At 55.5% G+C, this 16390-nt stretch carries 16 protein-coding genes and 1 tRNA gene; 11 read left to right on the forward strand and 6 right to left on the reverse strand.

Annotated elements, in window-relative coordinates; translation table 11 throughout:
• Positions 1-4 precede the first annotated feature (4 nt).
• Genes ECL_RS17295 through yejF form a run of 3 tightly spaced genes read left to right on the forward strand, consistent with a single transcriptional unit; the run spans position 5 to position 3715 of the window.
• A complete protein-coding gene (locus ECL_RS17295; RefSeq protein ID WP_013097985.1) occupies positions 5-1099 on the forward strand; it encodes a microcin C ABC transporter permease YejB in 1095 nt (364 codons plus the stop codon).
• Positions 1099-2124, forward strand: coding sequence for an ABC transporter permease (locus ECL_RS17300; RefSeq protein WP_013097986.1), 1026 nt, complete (start codon positions 1099-1101; stop codon positions 2122-2124). The genes ECL_RS17295 and ECL_RS17300 overlap by 1 nt, the downstream gene beginning before the upstream one ends.
• A 1-nt stretch (position 2125) precedes the next feature.
• Entirely contained in the window at positions 2126-3715 is a 1590-nt protein-coding gene (yejF, locus tag ECL_RS17305) for a microcin C ABC transporter ATP-binding protein YejF (protein WP_013097987.1), read from the forward strand.
• 3 nt (positions 3716-3718) lie between these two features.
• On the opposite strand, the gene ECL_RS17310 is transcribed toward yejF, so the two are convergent.
• From ECL_RS17310 to rsuA, 3 genes are all read right to left on the reverse strand, one after another.
• Positions 3719-4063: a YejG family protein gene (locus ECL_RS17310; protein ID WP_013097988.1), complete on the reverse strand. Its 345-nt coding sequence runs from the start codon at positions 4061-4063 to the stop codon at positions 3719-3721.
• 278 nt (positions 4064-4341) lie between these two features.
• Positions 4342-5538 (reverse strand): Bcr/CflA family multidrug efflux MFS transporter, encoded by a 1197-nt coding sequence (locus ECL_RS17315; RefSeq protein ID WP_013097989.1) that lies wholly within the window; start codon positions 5536-5538, stop codon positions 4342-4344.
• A gap of 15 nt (positions 5539-5553) precedes the next feature.
• A complete protein-coding gene (rsuA, locus tag ECL_RS17320; protein ID WP_013097990.1) occupies positions 5554-6261 on the reverse strand; it encodes a 16S rRNA pseudouridine(516) synthase RsuA in 708 nt (235 codons plus the stop codon).
• Between the two features lie 151 nt (positions 6262-6412).
• Between rsuA and radD the strand changes: the two genes are divergently transcribed.
• From radD to rplY, 4 genes are all read left to right on the forward strand, one after another.
• On the forward strand, positions 6413-8170 hold the full coding sequence (gene radD, locus ECL_RS17325) for a DNA repair helicase RadD (RefSeq protein ID WP_013097991.1): 1758 nt from the start codon (positions 6413-6415) through the stop codon (positions 8168-8170).
• Positions 8171-8241: 71 nt separating this feature from the next.
• A complete protein-coding gene (locus ECL_RS17330; protein ID WP_013097992.1) occupies positions 8242-8835 on the forward strand; it encodes a TetR/AcrR family transcriptional regulator in 594 nt (197 codons plus the stop codon).
• A 52-nt stretch (positions 8836-8887) separates the two neighbouring features.
• Positions 8888-9760: an alpha/beta fold hydrolase gene (locus ECL_RS17335; protein WP_013097993.1), complete on the forward strand. Its 873-nt coding sequence runs from the start codon at positions 8888-8890 to the stop codon at positions 9758-9760.
• A 118-nt stretch (positions 9761-9878) separates the two neighbouring features.
• Positions 9879-10163 (forward strand): 50S ribosomal protein L25, encoded by a 285-nt coding sequence (rplY, locus tag ECL_RS17340; RefSeq protein ID WP_013097994.1) that lies wholly within the window; start codon positions 9879-9881, stop codon positions 10161-10163.
• Between the two features lie 52 nt (positions 10164-10215).
• On the opposite strand, the gene yejK is transcribed toward rplY, so the two are convergent.
• Complete coding sequence (gene yejK, locus ECL_RS17345) at positions 10216-11223, reverse strand: nucleoid-associated protein YejK (RefSeq protein WP_013097995.1); 1008 nt, start codon at positions 11221-11223, stop codon at positions 10216-10218.
• A 134-nt stretch (positions 11224-11357) separates the two neighbouring features.
• Here yejK and ECL_RS17350 point away from each other — a divergent pair, with 134 nt between their 5' ends.
• The 3 genes from ECL_RS17350 (at position 11358) to ECL_RS17360 (ending at position 13514) form a co-directional block, all read left to right on the forward strand.
• A complete protein-coding gene (locus tag ECL_RS17350) occupies positions 11358-11585 on the forward strand; it encodes a YejL family protein (protein ID WP_001135586.1) in 228 nt (75 codons plus the stop codon).
• Positions 11586-11604: 19 nt separating this feature from the next.
• Positions 11605-13365 carry an LPS biosynthesis-modulating metalloenzyme YejM gene (gene yejM, locus ECL_RS17355; RefSeq protein ID WP_013097996.1) on the forward strand — a complete coding sequence of 587 codons (1761 nt, stop codon included), beginning with the start codon at positions 11605-11607 and terminating at the stop codon, positions 13363-13365.
• A gap of 72 nt (positions 13366-13437) precedes the next feature.
• A tRNA-Pro gene (locus ECL_RS17360) sits at positions 13438-13514 on the forward strand.
• A gap of 90 nt (positions 13515-13604) precedes the next feature.
• Here ECL_RS17360 and ECL_RS17365 read toward each other — a convergent pair.
• A complete protein-coding gene (locus tag ECL_RS17365; RefSeq protein WP_013097997.1) occupies positions 13605-13865 on the reverse strand; it encodes a DUF2534 family protein in 261 nt (86 codons plus the stop codon).
• Positions 13866-14067: 202 nt separating this feature from the next.
• Here ECL_RS17365 and eco point away from each other — a divergent pair, with 202 nt between their 5' ends.
• A complete protein-coding gene (gene eco, locus ECL_RS17370) occupies positions 14068-14577 on the forward strand; it encodes a serine protease inhibitor ecotin (RefSeq protein ID WP_044157958.1) in 510 nt (169 codons plus the stop codon).
• A gap of 135 nt (positions 14578-14712) precedes the next feature.
• Here the strand turns inward: eco and mqo are convergent, their stop codons facing one another.
• Positions 14713-16362, reverse strand: a complete 1650-nt coding sequence (gene mqo / locus ECL_RS17375) for a malate dehydrogenase (quinone) (protein WP_013097999.1) — start codon at positions 16360-16362, stop codon at positions 14713-14715.
• Between the last annotated feature and the right edge of the window lie 28 nt (positions 16363-16390).

Consider the following 16390-nt stretch of genomic DNA (forward strand, 5'->3'; position numbering starts at 1 on the left):
CATCATGGGTGCGTATCTAATCCGCCGTCTCCTGCTGATCATCCCAACCCTGTGGGCCATCATCACTATTAACTTTTTTATTGTGCAAATCGCCCCCGGCGGGCCGGTCGATCAGGCGATTGCGGCGATTGAATTTGGCACCAGCGGCGGGATGCCCGGCGGTGGCGGAGAAGGAATGGGCGCAAGCCATGCCAAAACGGGCGTGGGGAATATCAGCGAAAGCCATTATCGCGGCGGCCGCGGGCTGGATCCGGAGGTGATTGCCGAGATCACCCATCGCTATGGTTTTGATAAACCGATTCACGAGCGCTATTTCAAAATGCTGTGGGATTACGTCCGGTTTGATTTTGGCGATAGCCTGTTCCGCAGTGCCTCGGTCTTAACCCTGATCAAACAAAGCCTGCCGGTGTCGATCACCCTGGGACTGTGGGGAACACTGATTATCTACCTGGTTTCCATTCCGCTTGGGATCCGCAAAGCGGTCTACAATGGCAGCCGTTTTGATATCTGGAGCAGCACGTTCATTATCATCGGCTATGCCATTCCGGCGTTTCTGTTCGCTGTGCTGTTGATTGTCTTTTTTGCCGGCGGCAGCTATTTCGATCTCTTCCCGCTGCGGGGGCTGGTATCCGCCGATTTCAGCACCCTGCCGTGGTATCAGAAAGTCACCGACTATCTCTGGCACATCACGCTGCCGGTGCTGGCAACGGTGATTGGCGGATTTGCCGCCCTGACCATGCTGACCAAAAACGCCTTTCTTGATGAAATCCGCAAACAGTATGTCGTCACCGCCCGCGCGAAGGGCGTGGGTGAAAAACAGATCATGTGGAAGCACGTGTTCCGCAACGCCATGCTGCTGGTGATTGCCGGATTTCCTGCCACGTTCATCAGTATGTTTTTTACCGGCTCGCTGCTTATTGAGGTGATGTTCTCGCTTAACGGTCTGGGGCTGTTGGGCTATGAAGCCACCGTGTCGCGGGATTATCCGGTGATGTTTGGCACACTCTACATTTTTACCCTGATTGGCCTGCTGCTTAATATCGTCAGTGATATCAGCTATACGCTGGTCGATCCCCGAATCGATTTTGAGGGCCGATGATGCCGCGTATAAGCCCCGTCAATCAGGCCCGCTGGGCCCGTTTTCGCCATAACCGTCGTGGCTACTGGTCGTTATGGATTTTTGCCGTCCTGTTTGTGTTAAGCCTGTGCTCAGAGCTGATTGCCAACGATAAACCCCTGCTGGTGCATTTCAACGAGCGCTGGTATGTTCCCGTGCTTAATAACTACAGTGAAAGTGACTTTGGCGGCCCGTTTGCAACACCGGCGGAGTATCAGGATCCGTGGCTGCGCCAGCAGATTGATCAACACGGCTGGGCACTGTGGGCCCCGATCCGTTTTGGCGCCAACAGTATCAATTTCGCCACCACGACCCCCTTCCCTTCTCCCCCGTCCACGCAAAACTGGCTGGGAACGGATGCCAACGGTGGCGACGTGCTGGCGCGCATCCTCTACGGTACCCGAATCTCGATCCTCTTTGGGCTGATGCTGACGCTCTTCTCCAGCGTGATGGGCGTGGTGGCAGGTGCCGTCCAGGGCTACTATGGCGGTAAAATTGACCTCTGGGGTCAGCGCGTGATTGAGGTGTGGTCAGGTATGCCAACGCTGTTTCTGATCATCCTGCTGTCGAGCGTGGTGCAGCCAAACTTCTGGTGGTTGCTGGGGATCACCGTATTGTTTGGCTGGATGGCGCTGGTGGGCGTCGTGCGCGCAGAATTTCTGCGCACCCGTAATTTTGACTATATTCGTGCCGCGCAGGCACTGGGCGTGAGCGACCGTGGGATCATCTTCCGCCATATGCTGCCGAACGCCGTGGTGGCGACACTGACCTTTCTGCCGTTTATTTTGTGCAGCTCCATCACCACCCTCACCTCGCTCGATTTCCTGGGCTTCGGGCTACCGCTCGGTTCCCCCTCGCTCGGCGAGCTGTTGCTGCAGGGCAAAAACAACCTGCAGGCACCGTGGCTGGGCATTACAGCCTTTCTTTCCGTGGCGGTACTGCTTTCGCTGCTGATTTTTATTGGCGAAGCCGTGCGCGACGCCTTCGATCCCAACAAGGCGGTGTAACATGACGCAGCCCCTTCTCAGTATCGATAATCTGTCGATTGCCTTTTCGAAACAGGGTGAGACGCGCACCGTGGTCAGCGATCTGTCGCTGCAGATCCAGCGTGGCGAAACGCTGGCGCTGGTGGGGGAATCCGGCTCCGGCAAGAGCGTCTCGGCACTCTCCATACTGCACCTGCTCCCGTCTCCGCCAGTGAGCTACCCGCAAGGAGATATTCTGTTTCACGGCAGCTCGCTGCTGCACGCCGACGAACAGACCCTGCGGGGCGTCCGCGGCAATAAGATTGCGATGATTTTCCAGGAGCCGATGGTCTCACTCAACCCGCTGCATACCCTGGAAAAACAGCTTTACGAGGTGCTCTCCCTGCACCGGGGCATGCGCAAAGAGGCCGCGCGCGGGGAAATCCTCGACTGCCTCGACAGAACCGGCATCCGCAACGCGGCAAAACGGCTGAGCGATTTCCCGCATCAGCTTTCCGGCGGTGAACGTCAACGTGTGATGATTGCCATGGCGCTACTGACGCGCCCGGAACTGCTGATCGCTGATGAGCCCACCACCGCGCTGGACGTCACGGTGCAGGCGCAGATTTTGCAACTGCTGCGGGAGCTACGTAGCGAGCTGAACATGAGTCTGCTGTTTATCACCCATAACCTGAGCATAGTGAAAAAGCTGGCCGACAGCGTCGCTGTAATGCAAAACGGACGCTGTGTAGAGCAGAACACCGCCGCCGCACTGCTGAACGCGCCTCAGCACCCCTATACGCAGCGGCTGCTCGACAGTGAACCCGCTGGCGATCCTGTGCCTCTTCAGAGGGACAGCGCGCCGTTGCTCAACGTCGAGGGGCTGTCTGTCTCCTTCCCCATCCGTAAAGGTATTCTGCGCCGCGTGGTCGACCAGAACGCCGTGCTGAAGAACATCCGTTTTTCACTGCGCCCGGGTGAGTCGCTGGGACTGGTGGGCGAGTCGGGTTCAGGCAAAAGCACCACCGGCCTGGCACTACTGCGTTTAATTGCCTCGCAGGGCGAGATCCTGTTTGACGGCATGCCGCTGCACCGCTGGAACCGTCGGCAGATGCTGCCGGTACGTCCCCGCATGCAGGTGGTGTTTCAGGATCCCAACTCCTCGCTCAATCCAAGGCTGAGTATTTTGCAGATCATCGAAGAAGGATTGCGCGTCCATCAGCCTACCCTGACGGCTCTGCAACGTGAAAATGAGGTCAGGCGTGTGATGGCAGAGGTAGGGTTAGATCCCGAGACGCGCCACCGCTACCCGGCTGAATTTTCTGGCGGACAGCGCCAGCGTATCGCCATTGCCCGCGCGCTGATCCTCAAACCTGAGCTGATCATCCTGGATGAACCGACCTCCTCGCTGGACAGAACCGTGCAGGCACAGATCCTGACCCTGTTGAAAGGGTTACAGGAAAAGCACCGGCTGGCCTATATTTTTATCAGCCACGATCTACAGGTAGTACGGGCGTTATGCCATCAGGTGATTGTGCTACGGCAGGGAGAAGTGGTCGAGCAAGGTGAGTGCCAGCGCGTATTTACTGCACCGACGCAGAGCTACACGCGCCAGCTGTTATCGGCAGACTAGCACTCAGAAGGGATACTGGCCCGAGAAAGGCTCAGCAATGGCCACGCCGAAGTTTTTCAGGCGGCAGGTTGCGGCAAATTCATCCTGACTTTTAACAAACAGGCACGGCTCGCCTTCACACTCCAGTACGGAGCTGTCCACTTCGATATCCGACAGCGCCTGGCTTAAGCGTTCCATTACCGGCCATGCATCTTCGTCGCTCGGGCTAAGCAGTTTGAGCGCGACCAGACAATTCTCGCAACCTGCAACGTTTTGCGGAATCGGTTCAACTTTCGAACCTGCAAAACCCGCCGACCAGCGATAGCTCTGGGGCAAGCGATGGACTATGGAGAGTTGTAATGTATTCACGTTCGATCCCCGGAAGCAAATTTACTTCACAATTTATTTACATTTATAGTAACACATCATCGCCAACCTGCACTATTCAGCGCTTTTTTATCGGTATCCAGGCTCGCGTCGGCGCTATATGTACCCGTTTCTGCGATCTAACTCAACCTTTTTAAATATAATGATGTGACTTTTTACACAAATAGATTTTACATAAAAGAAACAAACACAGGGTAAACGAACGCAAGTTTGGTTGATATGGGTCAACAAAAAGGCCCGTATCGGGCCTGATGTGCAGATTAATGAGCGGCTTTTCGCGGTCGGCTGGCATAAAGACAGAAGAGAATGGAGCTGGTGGCACAGAACGCCATCGCCCACAGCATTGGCCAGGCCGTGTTAAAGGTCGCCATTGAGAGTAACGCCCCCACCACGGCACCAATCCCGAAGCGGAACGTCCCCGCCAGCGATGACGCGGTGCCAGCCATATGCGGGAACTCATCAAGGATAACCGCCATCGCATTGGATGAGATCATCGAGACGCAGCCAACAAAAGCGGCAACCCCCACCACCAGCGCCCAGAAGCCCACGCCGAAAAACGCGCTGACCACCAGCCAGATAGCCATCACAAACTGGATCCACAGCCCGGCACGGAACATGTTCAGTGCTCCAATCCGGCGAACAAAGCGGCTGTTGATGATGGTCATGATGAACAGGAACACAATGTTCAGCGCAAAGTAATACCCAAAGTGCTGAGGGGAAACGTGGTTCAGCTCAATATAGACAAACGGCCCGGCGCTCAGGAAGGAGAACATGCCGGCAAAGCTGAAGCCGCTTGCCAGCATGTAGCTCAGCACGCGCTTGTGGCGGAACAGCGAGGCAAAATTCCCCATTGTGGTACGGATGTGGAATTTCTGGCGGCGCTCGACGGCTAACGTTTCATCAATAAAGAAGAAAATCATCGCCGAGGCCAGCAGTGCGGCAAGCGCCAGGATCCAGAAAATGGCATGCCAGCTGAACCATACCAGCACCGCGCCACCGGCCATCGGCGCCACCAGCGGCGCAATGGTGGTCACCAGCATGACAAATGACATCATGCGGGAGAACTCTTCTTTCGGGTAGATATCACGCATCAGGGCGTTAATCACCACACTTGCCGCCGCCGCCGCGAGACCGTGGAATAAACGCATCACGATCAGCTGATCGATACTCTGTGCCAGCGCACAGGCCACGGCTGCGGCTGCAAAGATCAGCGTTCCGCCCAGAATAACCGGCTTACGCCCGAGGCTGTCGGCCATCGGGCCATAAAACAGCTGGCCGAGGGCAAAACCGAGAATATAGGTACTGAGCGTCATCTGTGCGCTGCCTGCCGGTACGCCAAACTGCGCCGAAATCACCGGCAGCGCAGGCAGATACATATCAATCGACAGCGGCATCAACATGGCCAGCAGGCCAAGAATGAACACGATTTTGAAAGACGAGTGTGGCCTGGTGGTCACAGGGTTCTCCTGAAATTAATGCGAGGGCAGACCGACGCTGGCGATCTCTTCTTCTGTCAGCGGGCGATATTCGCCAGGCGCCAGATCGGGATCGAGTTCAATTGCCCCAATACGTTCACGATGCAGACCCACAACGTGGTTACCCACCGCGGCGAACATACGTTTCACCTGATGATAACGCCCTTCGCTGATGGTCAGACGGACTTCGGTCGGGGTAATGACTTCCAGCACCGCCGGTTTGGTGAGGTCTTTTTCATTATGCAGCTGAACGCCTTTGGCAAATTGTTCTGCCGTGTCATCTGCCACCGGCGATTCCAGCGTCACCAGATAGGTTTTTTCACAGTGATGTCGCGGAGAGGTAATGCGGTGGGACCACTGACCGTCATCGGTCATCAGCACCAGCCCCGTGGTGTCGATATCGAGGCGGCCAGCCGCATGCAGCTTGTGCGCAACCGGTTCGTCGAGGAAATAGAGCACCGTCGGGTGATCCGGATCGTCCGTAGAACAGACGTAGCCTTCCGGCTTATTGAGCATGAAATAGCGCGGGCCGTGCTGCTGGGTGAGCGGGTTGCCGTCATACTCCACCTGATGGTCAGGTTGCAGTTTGAACGCGCTGTCTCTCACAATGTCGCCATCCACGGTAACGCGGCTGGCGCGGATCTCGCGCCCGGCAATAGCACGGCTTACGCCGAGTTGCTGAGCGATAAACTTATCAAGTCGCATGAAATCTTTTTAGCCTTAATGGTGCTGGAAGTCGGACAATGCGTCCGAAAAAGAAGCAGTCAGGAACGGTTCAGTATAATGGTCTGGTTGCGCCACTCAAGGGAAAAAGTTTCGTGGCATACTATATGCGGAATAACGATACAGAGACCCCATGACTTTTACACTTCGCCCCTATCAGCAGGAAGCCGTTGACGCCACCCTGGCCTGGTTTCGCAAACACCGTGAGCCCGCGGCCATTGTGCTCCCGACTGGCGCAGGCAAAAGCCTGGTGATCGCCGAACTTGCCCGCCTGGCGCGCGGCCGCGTGCTGGTGCTGGCGCACGTCAAAGAGCTGGTTGCGCAAAACCATGCCAAGTATTGTGCGCTTGGTCTGGAGGCCGATATCTTCGCCGCCGGGCTAAAGCGGAAAGAGAGCCACGGCAAAGTGGTGTTCGGCAGCGTGCAGTCTGTTGCCCGCAACCTTGACCTGTTTCGCAGCGAATTTTCGCTGCTGATTGTCGACGAGTGCCATCGCATCAGTGATGACGACGATAGCCAGTATCAGCAAATCCTCACTCACCTGAAAGAGGTGAACCCTCACTTACGCCTGCTGGGCCTGACGGCAACCCCATTTCGCCTGGGTAAAGGCTGGATTTACCGCTTTCATTATCACGGTATGGTGCGAGGGGATGAGAAGGCGCTGTTCAGCGACTGTATCTATGAACTTCCGCTGCGCTATATGATTAAACACGGCTACCTGACCCCGCCTGAACGGCTGGATATGCCGGTCGTCCAGTACGATTTCAGCCGCTTACTGGCGCAGAGCAACGGCTTATTTAGCGAAGCGGATTTGAACCAGGAGCTGAAAAAGCAAAAGCGCATCACTCCGCACATTATCAGCCAGATTGAAGAGTTCGCTGAAACGCGCAAAGGGGTAATGATTTTTGCCGCCACCGTTGAACATGCGCGCGAAATCACCGGCTTACTGCCCGCTGGCGACGCGGCGCTGATCACCGGCGAGACGCCCGGCCCGGAGCGCGACAGCCTGATTGAGGCGTTTAAAGCGCAGCAGTTTCGCTATCTGGTAAACGTCTCGGTGCTCACCACCGGGTTTGATGCCCCCCACGTCGACCTGATTGCTATTCTGCGTCCGACCGAATCGGTCAGCCTGTATCAGCAAATCGTTGGCCGCGGTCTGCGTCTGGCTCCCGGTAAAACCGACTGCCTGATCCTGGATTACGCCGGTAACCCGCACGATCTCTACTCGCCTGAAGTGGGTACGCCGAAAGGAAAAAGTGACAACGTGCCGGTACAGGTCTTCTGTCCTGCCTGTGGCTTTGCCAACACCTTTTGGGGCAAGACGACGGCTGACGGTACGCTGATCGAACATTTTGGCCGCCGCTGTCAGGGCTGGTTTGAAGATGATGAAGGGCATCGCGAGCAGTGCGATTTCCGTTTCCGCTTTAAAAACTGCCCCCAGTGCAACGCTGAAAATGATATCGCCGCCCGCCGCTGCCGCGAATGTGACACGGTTCTGGTCGACCCTGATGACATGCTGAAGGCCGCGCTGAAGTTAAAGGATGCCCTGGTGCTGCGCTGCTCTGGCATGGCGCTGCAACCGGGAGCGGATGAAAAAGGCGAATGGCTGAAAATCACCTATTACGATGAGGACGGCGCCGACGTCAGCGAGCGCTTCCGGGTGCACACTCCGGCTCAGCGCATCGCTTTCGAACAGCTCTTTATCCGCCCGCATACCCGCACACCGGGCGTACCGCTGCGCTGGATAACCGTAGCGGATATCGTGCATCAGCAGGTGCTGCTGCGCCATCCGGATTTTGTTGTCGCCCGCAAGAAAGGCCAGTACTGGCAAGTCCGTGAAAAGGTTTTTGACTATGAAGGCCGTTTTCGTCGGGCCAACGAACTGCGTTAACGACAGACAGGCCTTGAATAGGAAACGATTGTTTCCTATTATGCATTATCGCATTACAACAGGACTCACTCATGTCACGTCTTCCCGGTCGCCCGCGTGAATTTGACACCGACGCCGCCATCGACAGCGCCCTGCTCGTTTTCCGCGAGCGCGGCTACCATGCTACCTCAATCAAAGAGCTGAGTGACGCGACGGGCCTTACGGCGGGAAGCCTGTATAAAGCCTTTGGCAGCAAGAATGGCCTGTTTCTCGCGGCGTTCGATCGTTACACCCGGACGCGCAGCGCCGCCCTGCGCCAGCGTACCGAGGCGGCACGCAGCGGGCGAGATAAAATCGCGGCGGTGTTACGTTTCTACGCCGAGAGCAGCCACGGTCCAGAGGGCATACGCGGCTGTCTGGTGGTCGCCAGCGCGACCGAGCTGGCGGTTTTTGATGAGGCAACCGCGCAGTACATCAAAGCCGCCATGCAGCGTACCGAGCAGCTGTTGCTCGAACTGGTTCAGGAGGGCCAGCGGGACGGTAGCCTTTCCCGCGCGCTGCCCACGGAGCAAACGGCACGTAATCTTTTCGCGCTGCTGCAGGGTTACCGCGTGATCGGCAAAAAAGGCCTGTCTGAGGACGAAATCAATAGCGCCGTTAACGCGGCACTCAGCCTGCTCGGCTGAGTTTTTTTAACCAATTAGGAAACGATTATTTCCTATTATTCCGGAGATCGTTATGACCATGTCCATCGCCCCGCAGCACCACTTCACGCTCATCAATGGCATCCGCACGCACTACGTCACCGCCGGAGAACAGCACGCGCAGACGGTTGTCCTGCTGGCAGGTTTCCCCGAAAGCTGGTACGCCTGGCGCCATGTTATCCCTTTGCTGGCCGAGCGTTATCATGTCATCGCCCCGGACTTACCCGGACAGGGTGATACCGATTGTCCGTCAGAGGGGTATGACACCCACACCCTCGCCAGCCATGTTCATGAACTGCTGACCCAGCTTGGCGTGCATCGCTACTATCTGGCCGGTCACGACGTGGGAGCCTGGGTTGCCTGGCCTTATGCGGCGATGTACAGCGATGAGGTAATAAAGCTGGCGCTGCTGGACGCCGGCATTCCGGGTATTACCTTACCCGATGCCCTCCCCGTCACCGCGGACCGCGCCTGGCGCACCTGGCATTTTGCCTTTCACGTGATTGCCGACCTGCCTGAATTCCTCATCAGGGGCAAAGAGCGCGGCTATCTGGAGTGGTTTCTGCGTCGCAAAGCGGCGAATCCCCTCACCTTCAGCGAGGCGGATCTTGACGAGTATCTGCGCATTTTTACGCGCGAAGGTGGCTTGAGCGCAGGGCTGGCTTACTATCGCGCTGCCGCCCTCTCCGCTGCGCAAAACCGGGCGCTTAGCGAACGGGGTAAACTCTCTGTTCCTGTTCTGGCACTCAGTGCCGATCAGGGTTCGATTCCTGATATGGCCTCGCCGCTGAGGGCGTTTGCAGAACGCGTTGACGGGTGCTTGATCCCCCGTTGCGGCCATTTTCAGCCAGAAGAGCAGCCTCAGGCCGTCGCCGACGCCCTAAGCGGTTTTTTTAGTGGGGATTAATTCATTGCCCTGAGGTGGATTGGGGGCTATAATGCCGCCCGCTTTTGCATCCGCAAAGCAGAACACTCACCTGCTGCTGGGTCGCCTGTAGTAGGGTTTTAAATACAGAGAGAAATCAATGTTCACTATCGAAGCAGAAGTACGTAACGTGCAGGGTAAGGGTGCGAGCCGCCGCCTGCGTACCGCTAACAAGTTCCCGGCTATCGTTTACGGTGGCGAAGCTGCTCCAGTTTCTATCGAACTGGATCACGACAAAGTATGGAACATGCAGACCAAAGCTGAATTCTACAGCGAAGTTCTGACCATCGTTGTTGGCGGTAAAGAAGAAAAAGTGAAAGTTCAGGCTGTTCAGCGTCACGCGTTCAAGCCAAAACTGACTCACATCGACTTCGTTCGCGCGTAATCGCAAACATGTCGAAAAAAAGCCCCGCTTCGGCGGGGTTTTTTTATGGCGGTTATTTACCGCCAGCGGTGCGACGCTGCAGCTGATCGCGCAGGTTGGGTGGCGTACCTTTAATGGTCAGCGTGTCGGTGGCCGGATCCCAGAAGATACGTTCCCCCAGCAGCATGGCATCAAAGTTGATGGTTAACCCGCCGCCGCTTCCGGCAAATTTGGTTAACTGACGCAGCGTACTGCGATCCGCCGGGAAGCTCTCTTCCAGCTCATACCCTTTCTCAGCAGTAAATTCCTGGAAACTGACTTCACTGACGCCGGCCAGCTCTTTTGACAGCGACTCCAGCTCAATCTCTTCCCCCGCCTGCAGCTGTTCGTTGCAGTAGCTGTAAACCTGCTGACGCACGTTCTGGCGCTCAGATTTATCGAGCTGCGCTTCCGCCGTGAAGTCATCCACCGCCTGCAGCAGCCCTTTGTTCTGCGCTTTGGCGTTGAGACCTTCGCTGGCACCGAGGAAGTCCATAAAGAAATCGGCCACTTTACGGCCAACACGCCCTTTGAGGAAGGTCAGGTAGCGCGTCGACTCTGGATTGGTTTCCCACTCGGTCAAATCAATACGCGCAACGATATCCGCATGATTGATATCCAGATAATGGGTGGAGCTGATATCCAGCTGCTCATTCACGCGCATACTGCTTAAATTGTTCAGCACGGTGACCAGCAGATACTCAACCGCCAGGTAGCGATAGTGGCAGAACAGAACGATACCGCCGTCGGCAAACGGGTATTTTGCCAGTTCGTCGCGCAGACGCCCGGTTGCCGCGCGGCTAAACGCCAGGAAATCTTCTTCACCCTGGCGTTGCAGGCGCAGGCTATCAGCCAGTTCACTCTCGTCGCTGAACAGACCATAGGCTTTATTTTTTGCACTGTAGACGCGGTGCAGTTCCGCCATCATTTCCACAACGGTTGCCGTGGGTTCCAGTAACGAATCGCGCAGCACCACTTCAAGGGTTTGCTCATCACGCTTGATAAGCTGGTGCAAGGCAATCTGGTTGATTTCCAGACTCATGATAAACTCTCCTTTTAGACCGGGCGGTATTCAACCACCACCAGGACATGTGTGCAACAACTGATAAAAAAGGGGAAAAAAAGCTGTTGCTACGGTAATATGTTGCCCTTTCATCAACAAACTGATTTTGATTTATGCCACAACATTCCCGCTACAGTGATGAACACGTTGAACAATTGCTCAGTGAGCTGGTCAACGTACTGGAAAAACATAAAACACCGACCGATCTCTCCCTGATGGTTTTGGGAAATATGGTCACCAACCTTATCAATACCAGCGTTGCTCCGGCTCAGCGTCAGGCGATCGCCAAATCTTTCGCCCAGGCTTTACAGTCTTCCGTTAGCGACGACCAGGCCCATTAAGGGAAACGAACAACAGTTTATGGTGACGAATCGTCAGCGCTACCGTGAAAAAGTCTCCCAGATGGTCAGCTGGGGGCACTGGTTTGCCCTGTTCAACATTCTGCTGGCGACGCTTATCGGCTGTCGTTATCTGTTTGTCGCAGACTGGCCGACGACGCTAACCGGGCGTATTTACTCCTGGATAAGCGTTGTAGGGCACTTTAGCTTTTTGGTTTTCGCCACCTATCTGCTGATCCTCTTCCCGCTGACGTTTATCGTCATGTCGCAGCGTCTGATGCGATTTTTATCCGCCATCCTTGCAACGGCAGGGATGACGCTGCTGCTTATCGACAGTGAAGTGTTCACCCGCTTCCACCTGCATCTCAATCCCATCGTTTGGGAGCTGGTGATTAACCCCGATCAGAACGAAACGGCCCGTGACTGGCAGCTGATGTTTATCAGCGTTCCGGTGATCCTTCTGATAGAGATGCTGTTTGCCACCTGGAGCTGGCAAAAACTGCGCAGCCTGACCCGCCGACGCCATTACGCGAAACCGGTGGCCGCGATCTTTTTCATCTCCTTTATCAGTTCGCACATCATGTATATCTGGGCGGATGCGAACTTCTATCGTCCGATCACCATGCAGCGGGCGAACCTGCCGCTCTCTTATCCAATGACGGCGCGTCGTTTCCTTGAGAAGCACGGGCTGCTGGACGCGCAGGAGTACCAGCGTCGTCTGATTGAGCAAGGGAATCCGGAAGCGGTTAGCGTGCAGTATCCGCTGAGCGATCTGCGCTATCGCGATATGGGACGCGGACAGAACGTCCTGCTGATCACCGTCGATGGTCTGAACTACTCCCGTTACGAGAAGCAGATGCCCGCGCTGGCCGAATTCGCCAGCAAGAACGTGACGTTCACCCAGCATATGAGCTCCGGCAACACCGCCGATGCGGGCATTTTTGGCCTGTTCTATGGCATTTCAGCCGCCTACATGGACGGCGTGCTTTCTGCGCGCATTACTGCCGCGCTGATCACCGGGCTCAATCAGCAGGGATATCAGTTAGGGTTGTTCTCCTCAGACGGCTTTAACAGCGCGCTGTACCGCCAGGCGCTGCTGTCTGATTTCTCCCTGCCAGCCGCAGAAAGCCAGTCGGACGAGCAGACCGCCAGTCAGTGGATTAACTGGCTGCAGCGTTATGCGCAGGAAGATAACCGCTGGTTCTCCTGGGTTGCCTTTAATGGCACCACGCTCGATGACAGCAATCAGAAAGGCTTTGCGCGCCGCTACAGCCGTGCAGCAGGCAATGTTGATGACCAGATTAGCCGCGTGCTTGATGCCTTACGCGAATCCGGCAAGCTCGAAAACACCGTGGTGATCGTGACGGCAGCCCACGGCGTACCGCTGGGCGACGAAGCGAAGAGTATGAGCTGGTCGCGGCCGAATCTGCATGTTCCGCTGGTGATCCACTGGCCGGGCACCCCCGCTCAGCGCATTAACATGCTCACCGAACATAAAGATGTGATGACCACGCTGATGCAACGGCTGCTGCACGTCAGTACACCGGCAAATGAGTATTCACAGGGGCAGGATCTCTTCAGCGCCACGCGTCGCCACAACTGGGTCACGGCAGCGGGCAATGATACGCTGGCGGTCACCACGCCAATGCTGACGCTGGTATTGAACAATAACGGAAACTACCAGACGTATAATCTGCAGGGTGAACGGCTGAAAGACCAGAAACCGCAGTTGAATCTGCTGCTACAGGTTCTGACGGATGAGAAACGGTTTATCGCTAACTGATTAATTATAAACCAGTTAGCCTCAGATTCCCTTGCATTCAAAACGGAATCGAGTAGTATTCATTTCATGCGTCGGCACGTAGCGCAGCCTGGTAGCGCACCGTCATGGGGTGTCGGGGGTCGGAGGTTCAAATCCTCTCGTGCCGACCAAAACTATTTAAAAACCAGCCATATGGCTGGTTTTTTTGTGCACAAAAAAAGCCAACCCGCAGGCTGGCTTTTGAGATCGCAAGTGAACGCTTAGTGCTTGTCGCGCCCGCCAAGGAAGAAAATACCCAGCGGAATGGCAAGCAGGACGGTGAACACCAGGCTGTAAACGAAGATCATCGCCGACTGCAGGACATACATGCTGGTCGTCCACGCAGAGAGTGGAATGTTGTACTGTTCGATGACGCCGACAATAGTTGCCCGGCCCACGCACGCGGCCGCAATCATAAACACAACCAGCAGCGCCAGGAGGAACTTACGGCCTTCAGGTGTTTTCAGTTTTGCACGAATCATCTCTCTTCCCTTTACAGATGAATAACATTATGTATGCCTTAAAATAACACGATCTGCCGCCAGACTCCACAGAAGTACAAACCACCACAAAAATGGCACTTAATTAGCTCATTACACTGCTTTTATTGAAAATATAAGTAAATCACGCTAATCATTCATGGGCGTTATGCTAATCTCATCAGGATGGTTTTGACATAAAGGAATGACTGTGAAAAACGCACCTAAATTTGCCCTTGCCCTGATCGCCGCCGCGTGCGTCAGCACCAGCGCCTTCGCAACTGAAAACCAGAAGGTGCAGCCTCTGGAAAAAATCGCGCCTTATCCGCAAGCGGAAAAAGGCATGAAGCGTCAGGTGATCCAGTTACCGGCTCAGCAAAATGAAGCGAATTTCAAAGTGGAACTGTTGATCGGCCAGACGCTGGAAGTGGATTGCAACCAGCATCGTCTCGGCGGACAGCTGGAAAGCAAAACGCTGGAAGGCTGGGGCTACGACTACTTTATCTTTGATAAAGTGACGTCACCGGTTTCCACCATGATGGCCTGCCCGGATGGCAAGAAAGAGAAGAAATTCGTGACCGCGTATCTGGGTGATAATAGCCTGTTACGCTACAACAGCAAACTGCCAATCGTGGTGTATACGCCGGAAAACGTGGAAGTGAAATATCGCGTGTGGAAGGCGGATGAAAATATCGGACAAGCGGTAGTACGTTAAGAATAAGTCGGGTGGCGGCTTCGCCTTACCCGACCCGGAATGGGTGTGCTCTGGTGCCCTCATTCCAACCCTCTCCCGGTGGGAGAGAGAGAAAACACTAAAAACGGTAACGGATGTTACCGTTTTGCTTTTACCTTACAGCGCGATATCCGCCACCGGTTTGTTTTCTGCCTGCGGCTTCAGCTCCGCTTTTGGTGCAGCATCAGCAGCCTGCGGCTTAACGTATTGCAGTTGCAGTACGCGGCTGGTGTATTCCAGCTCCTGCTCCGTCGCGTCCACGTTACCGTTCAGCTTCGTACCGTAGGATGGAATAATCGTTTTCAGCTTCGCCTGCCATTCCGGCGTGGCGACTTTATCTTTAAACACTTTTTCCATCAGGTGCAGCATGATAGGTGCAGCGGTAGAGGCACCAGGGGAAGCCCCCAGCAGGGCGGCAATAGTGCCGTCTTTATCGCTTACCACTTCGGTACCCAGACGCAGCACACCGCCCTCTTTCGGATCGCGTTTGATGATCTGTACGCGCTGACCCGCCTGCCACAGACGCCAGTCTTCTTTCTTCGCCTGCGGATAGTACTCTTTCAGCGCCTCGAAGCGTTCTTCATCAGAAAGCATCACCTGGCTAATCAGGTATTTCACCAGATCGAAGTTATCCAGCCCGACATCCATCATTGGCTTCACGTTTGAGGTGGTGGTTGCGCTCAGCAGATCCCACAACGAGCCGTTTTTCAGGAACTTAGTGGAGAAGGTTGCAAACGGCCCGAACAGCACCACACGCTTACCATCAAGCATACGGGTATCGATGTGTGGAACGGACATTGGCGGCGCCCCCACGGAGGCCTGACCATACACTTTTGCCAGATGACGGTTCACCACTTCCGGGTTTTCCGACACCAGGAACTGACCGCCCACCGGGAAGCCCGCGTAGTCGTCCGCTTCCGGAATACCGGACTCCTGCAGCAGTTTCAGCGCCGCACCGCCCGCACCAATAAAGACAAACTTTGCCTTGATAACGTGCTCGGCTTCGTTGTTTTTCAGATCGGCAACGGTCACGCTCCAGCTGTTGTCAGCGTTGCGCTTAAAGCCACGCACTTCGGTGCTGAGCTGCAGATTGAAGTTCTCTTTTTTCTTCAGAGAAGCCACCAGCTGACGGGTGATTTCGCCATAGTTGACGTCAGTACCAATCTCAGTACGGGTTGCCGCCACCTTCTGGTTCGGGTCACGACCTTCCATCACCAGCGGTGCCCACTCTTTGATCTGCGCGTGATCTTCAGAATATTTCATGCCGCGGAACAGCGTGCTCTGCTGCAGCGCCGCGTAGCGTGCGCGCAGGAAGTTCACGTTCTGCTCGCCCCACACAAAGCTCATGTGCGGCACGGTGTTGATGAAGGAGTGCGGATCGTGCAACACGCCGCTGTTCACCTGGTGAGACCAGAACTGGCGAGAAATCTGGAATGCTTCGTTGATCTCTACCGCCTTCTCGATACTAATGGAACCGTCCTTTTTCTGCGGCGTATAGTTCAGTTCCATGAGTGCCGAATGTCCGGTACCGGCGTTATTCCAGCCGTTTGAGCTTTCCTGCGCCACGCCATCGAGGCGCTCGACCATGGTCATTGACCAGTCCGGCTGAAGCTCTTGCAGATAGGTTCCCAGCGTGGCGCTCATGATGCCGCCGCCAATTAAAAGGACGTCCGTTTCCTGCTCTTTTGGTGCATCAGCTTTCGCCGTCATGGAGACGGTGTTCAGCCCCACGGCCAGAGAAAAGAGCATGGCAGTCATTTTTTTCATAATTTTGCCTTAGTTGAGTAGTGCTTGA

This window comes from Enterobacter cloacae subsp. cloacae ATCC 13047 (assembly GCF_000025565.1).
GTDB lineage: Bacteria > Pseudomonadota > Gammaproteobacteria > Enterobacterales > Enterobacteriaceae > Enterobacter > Enterobacter cloacae.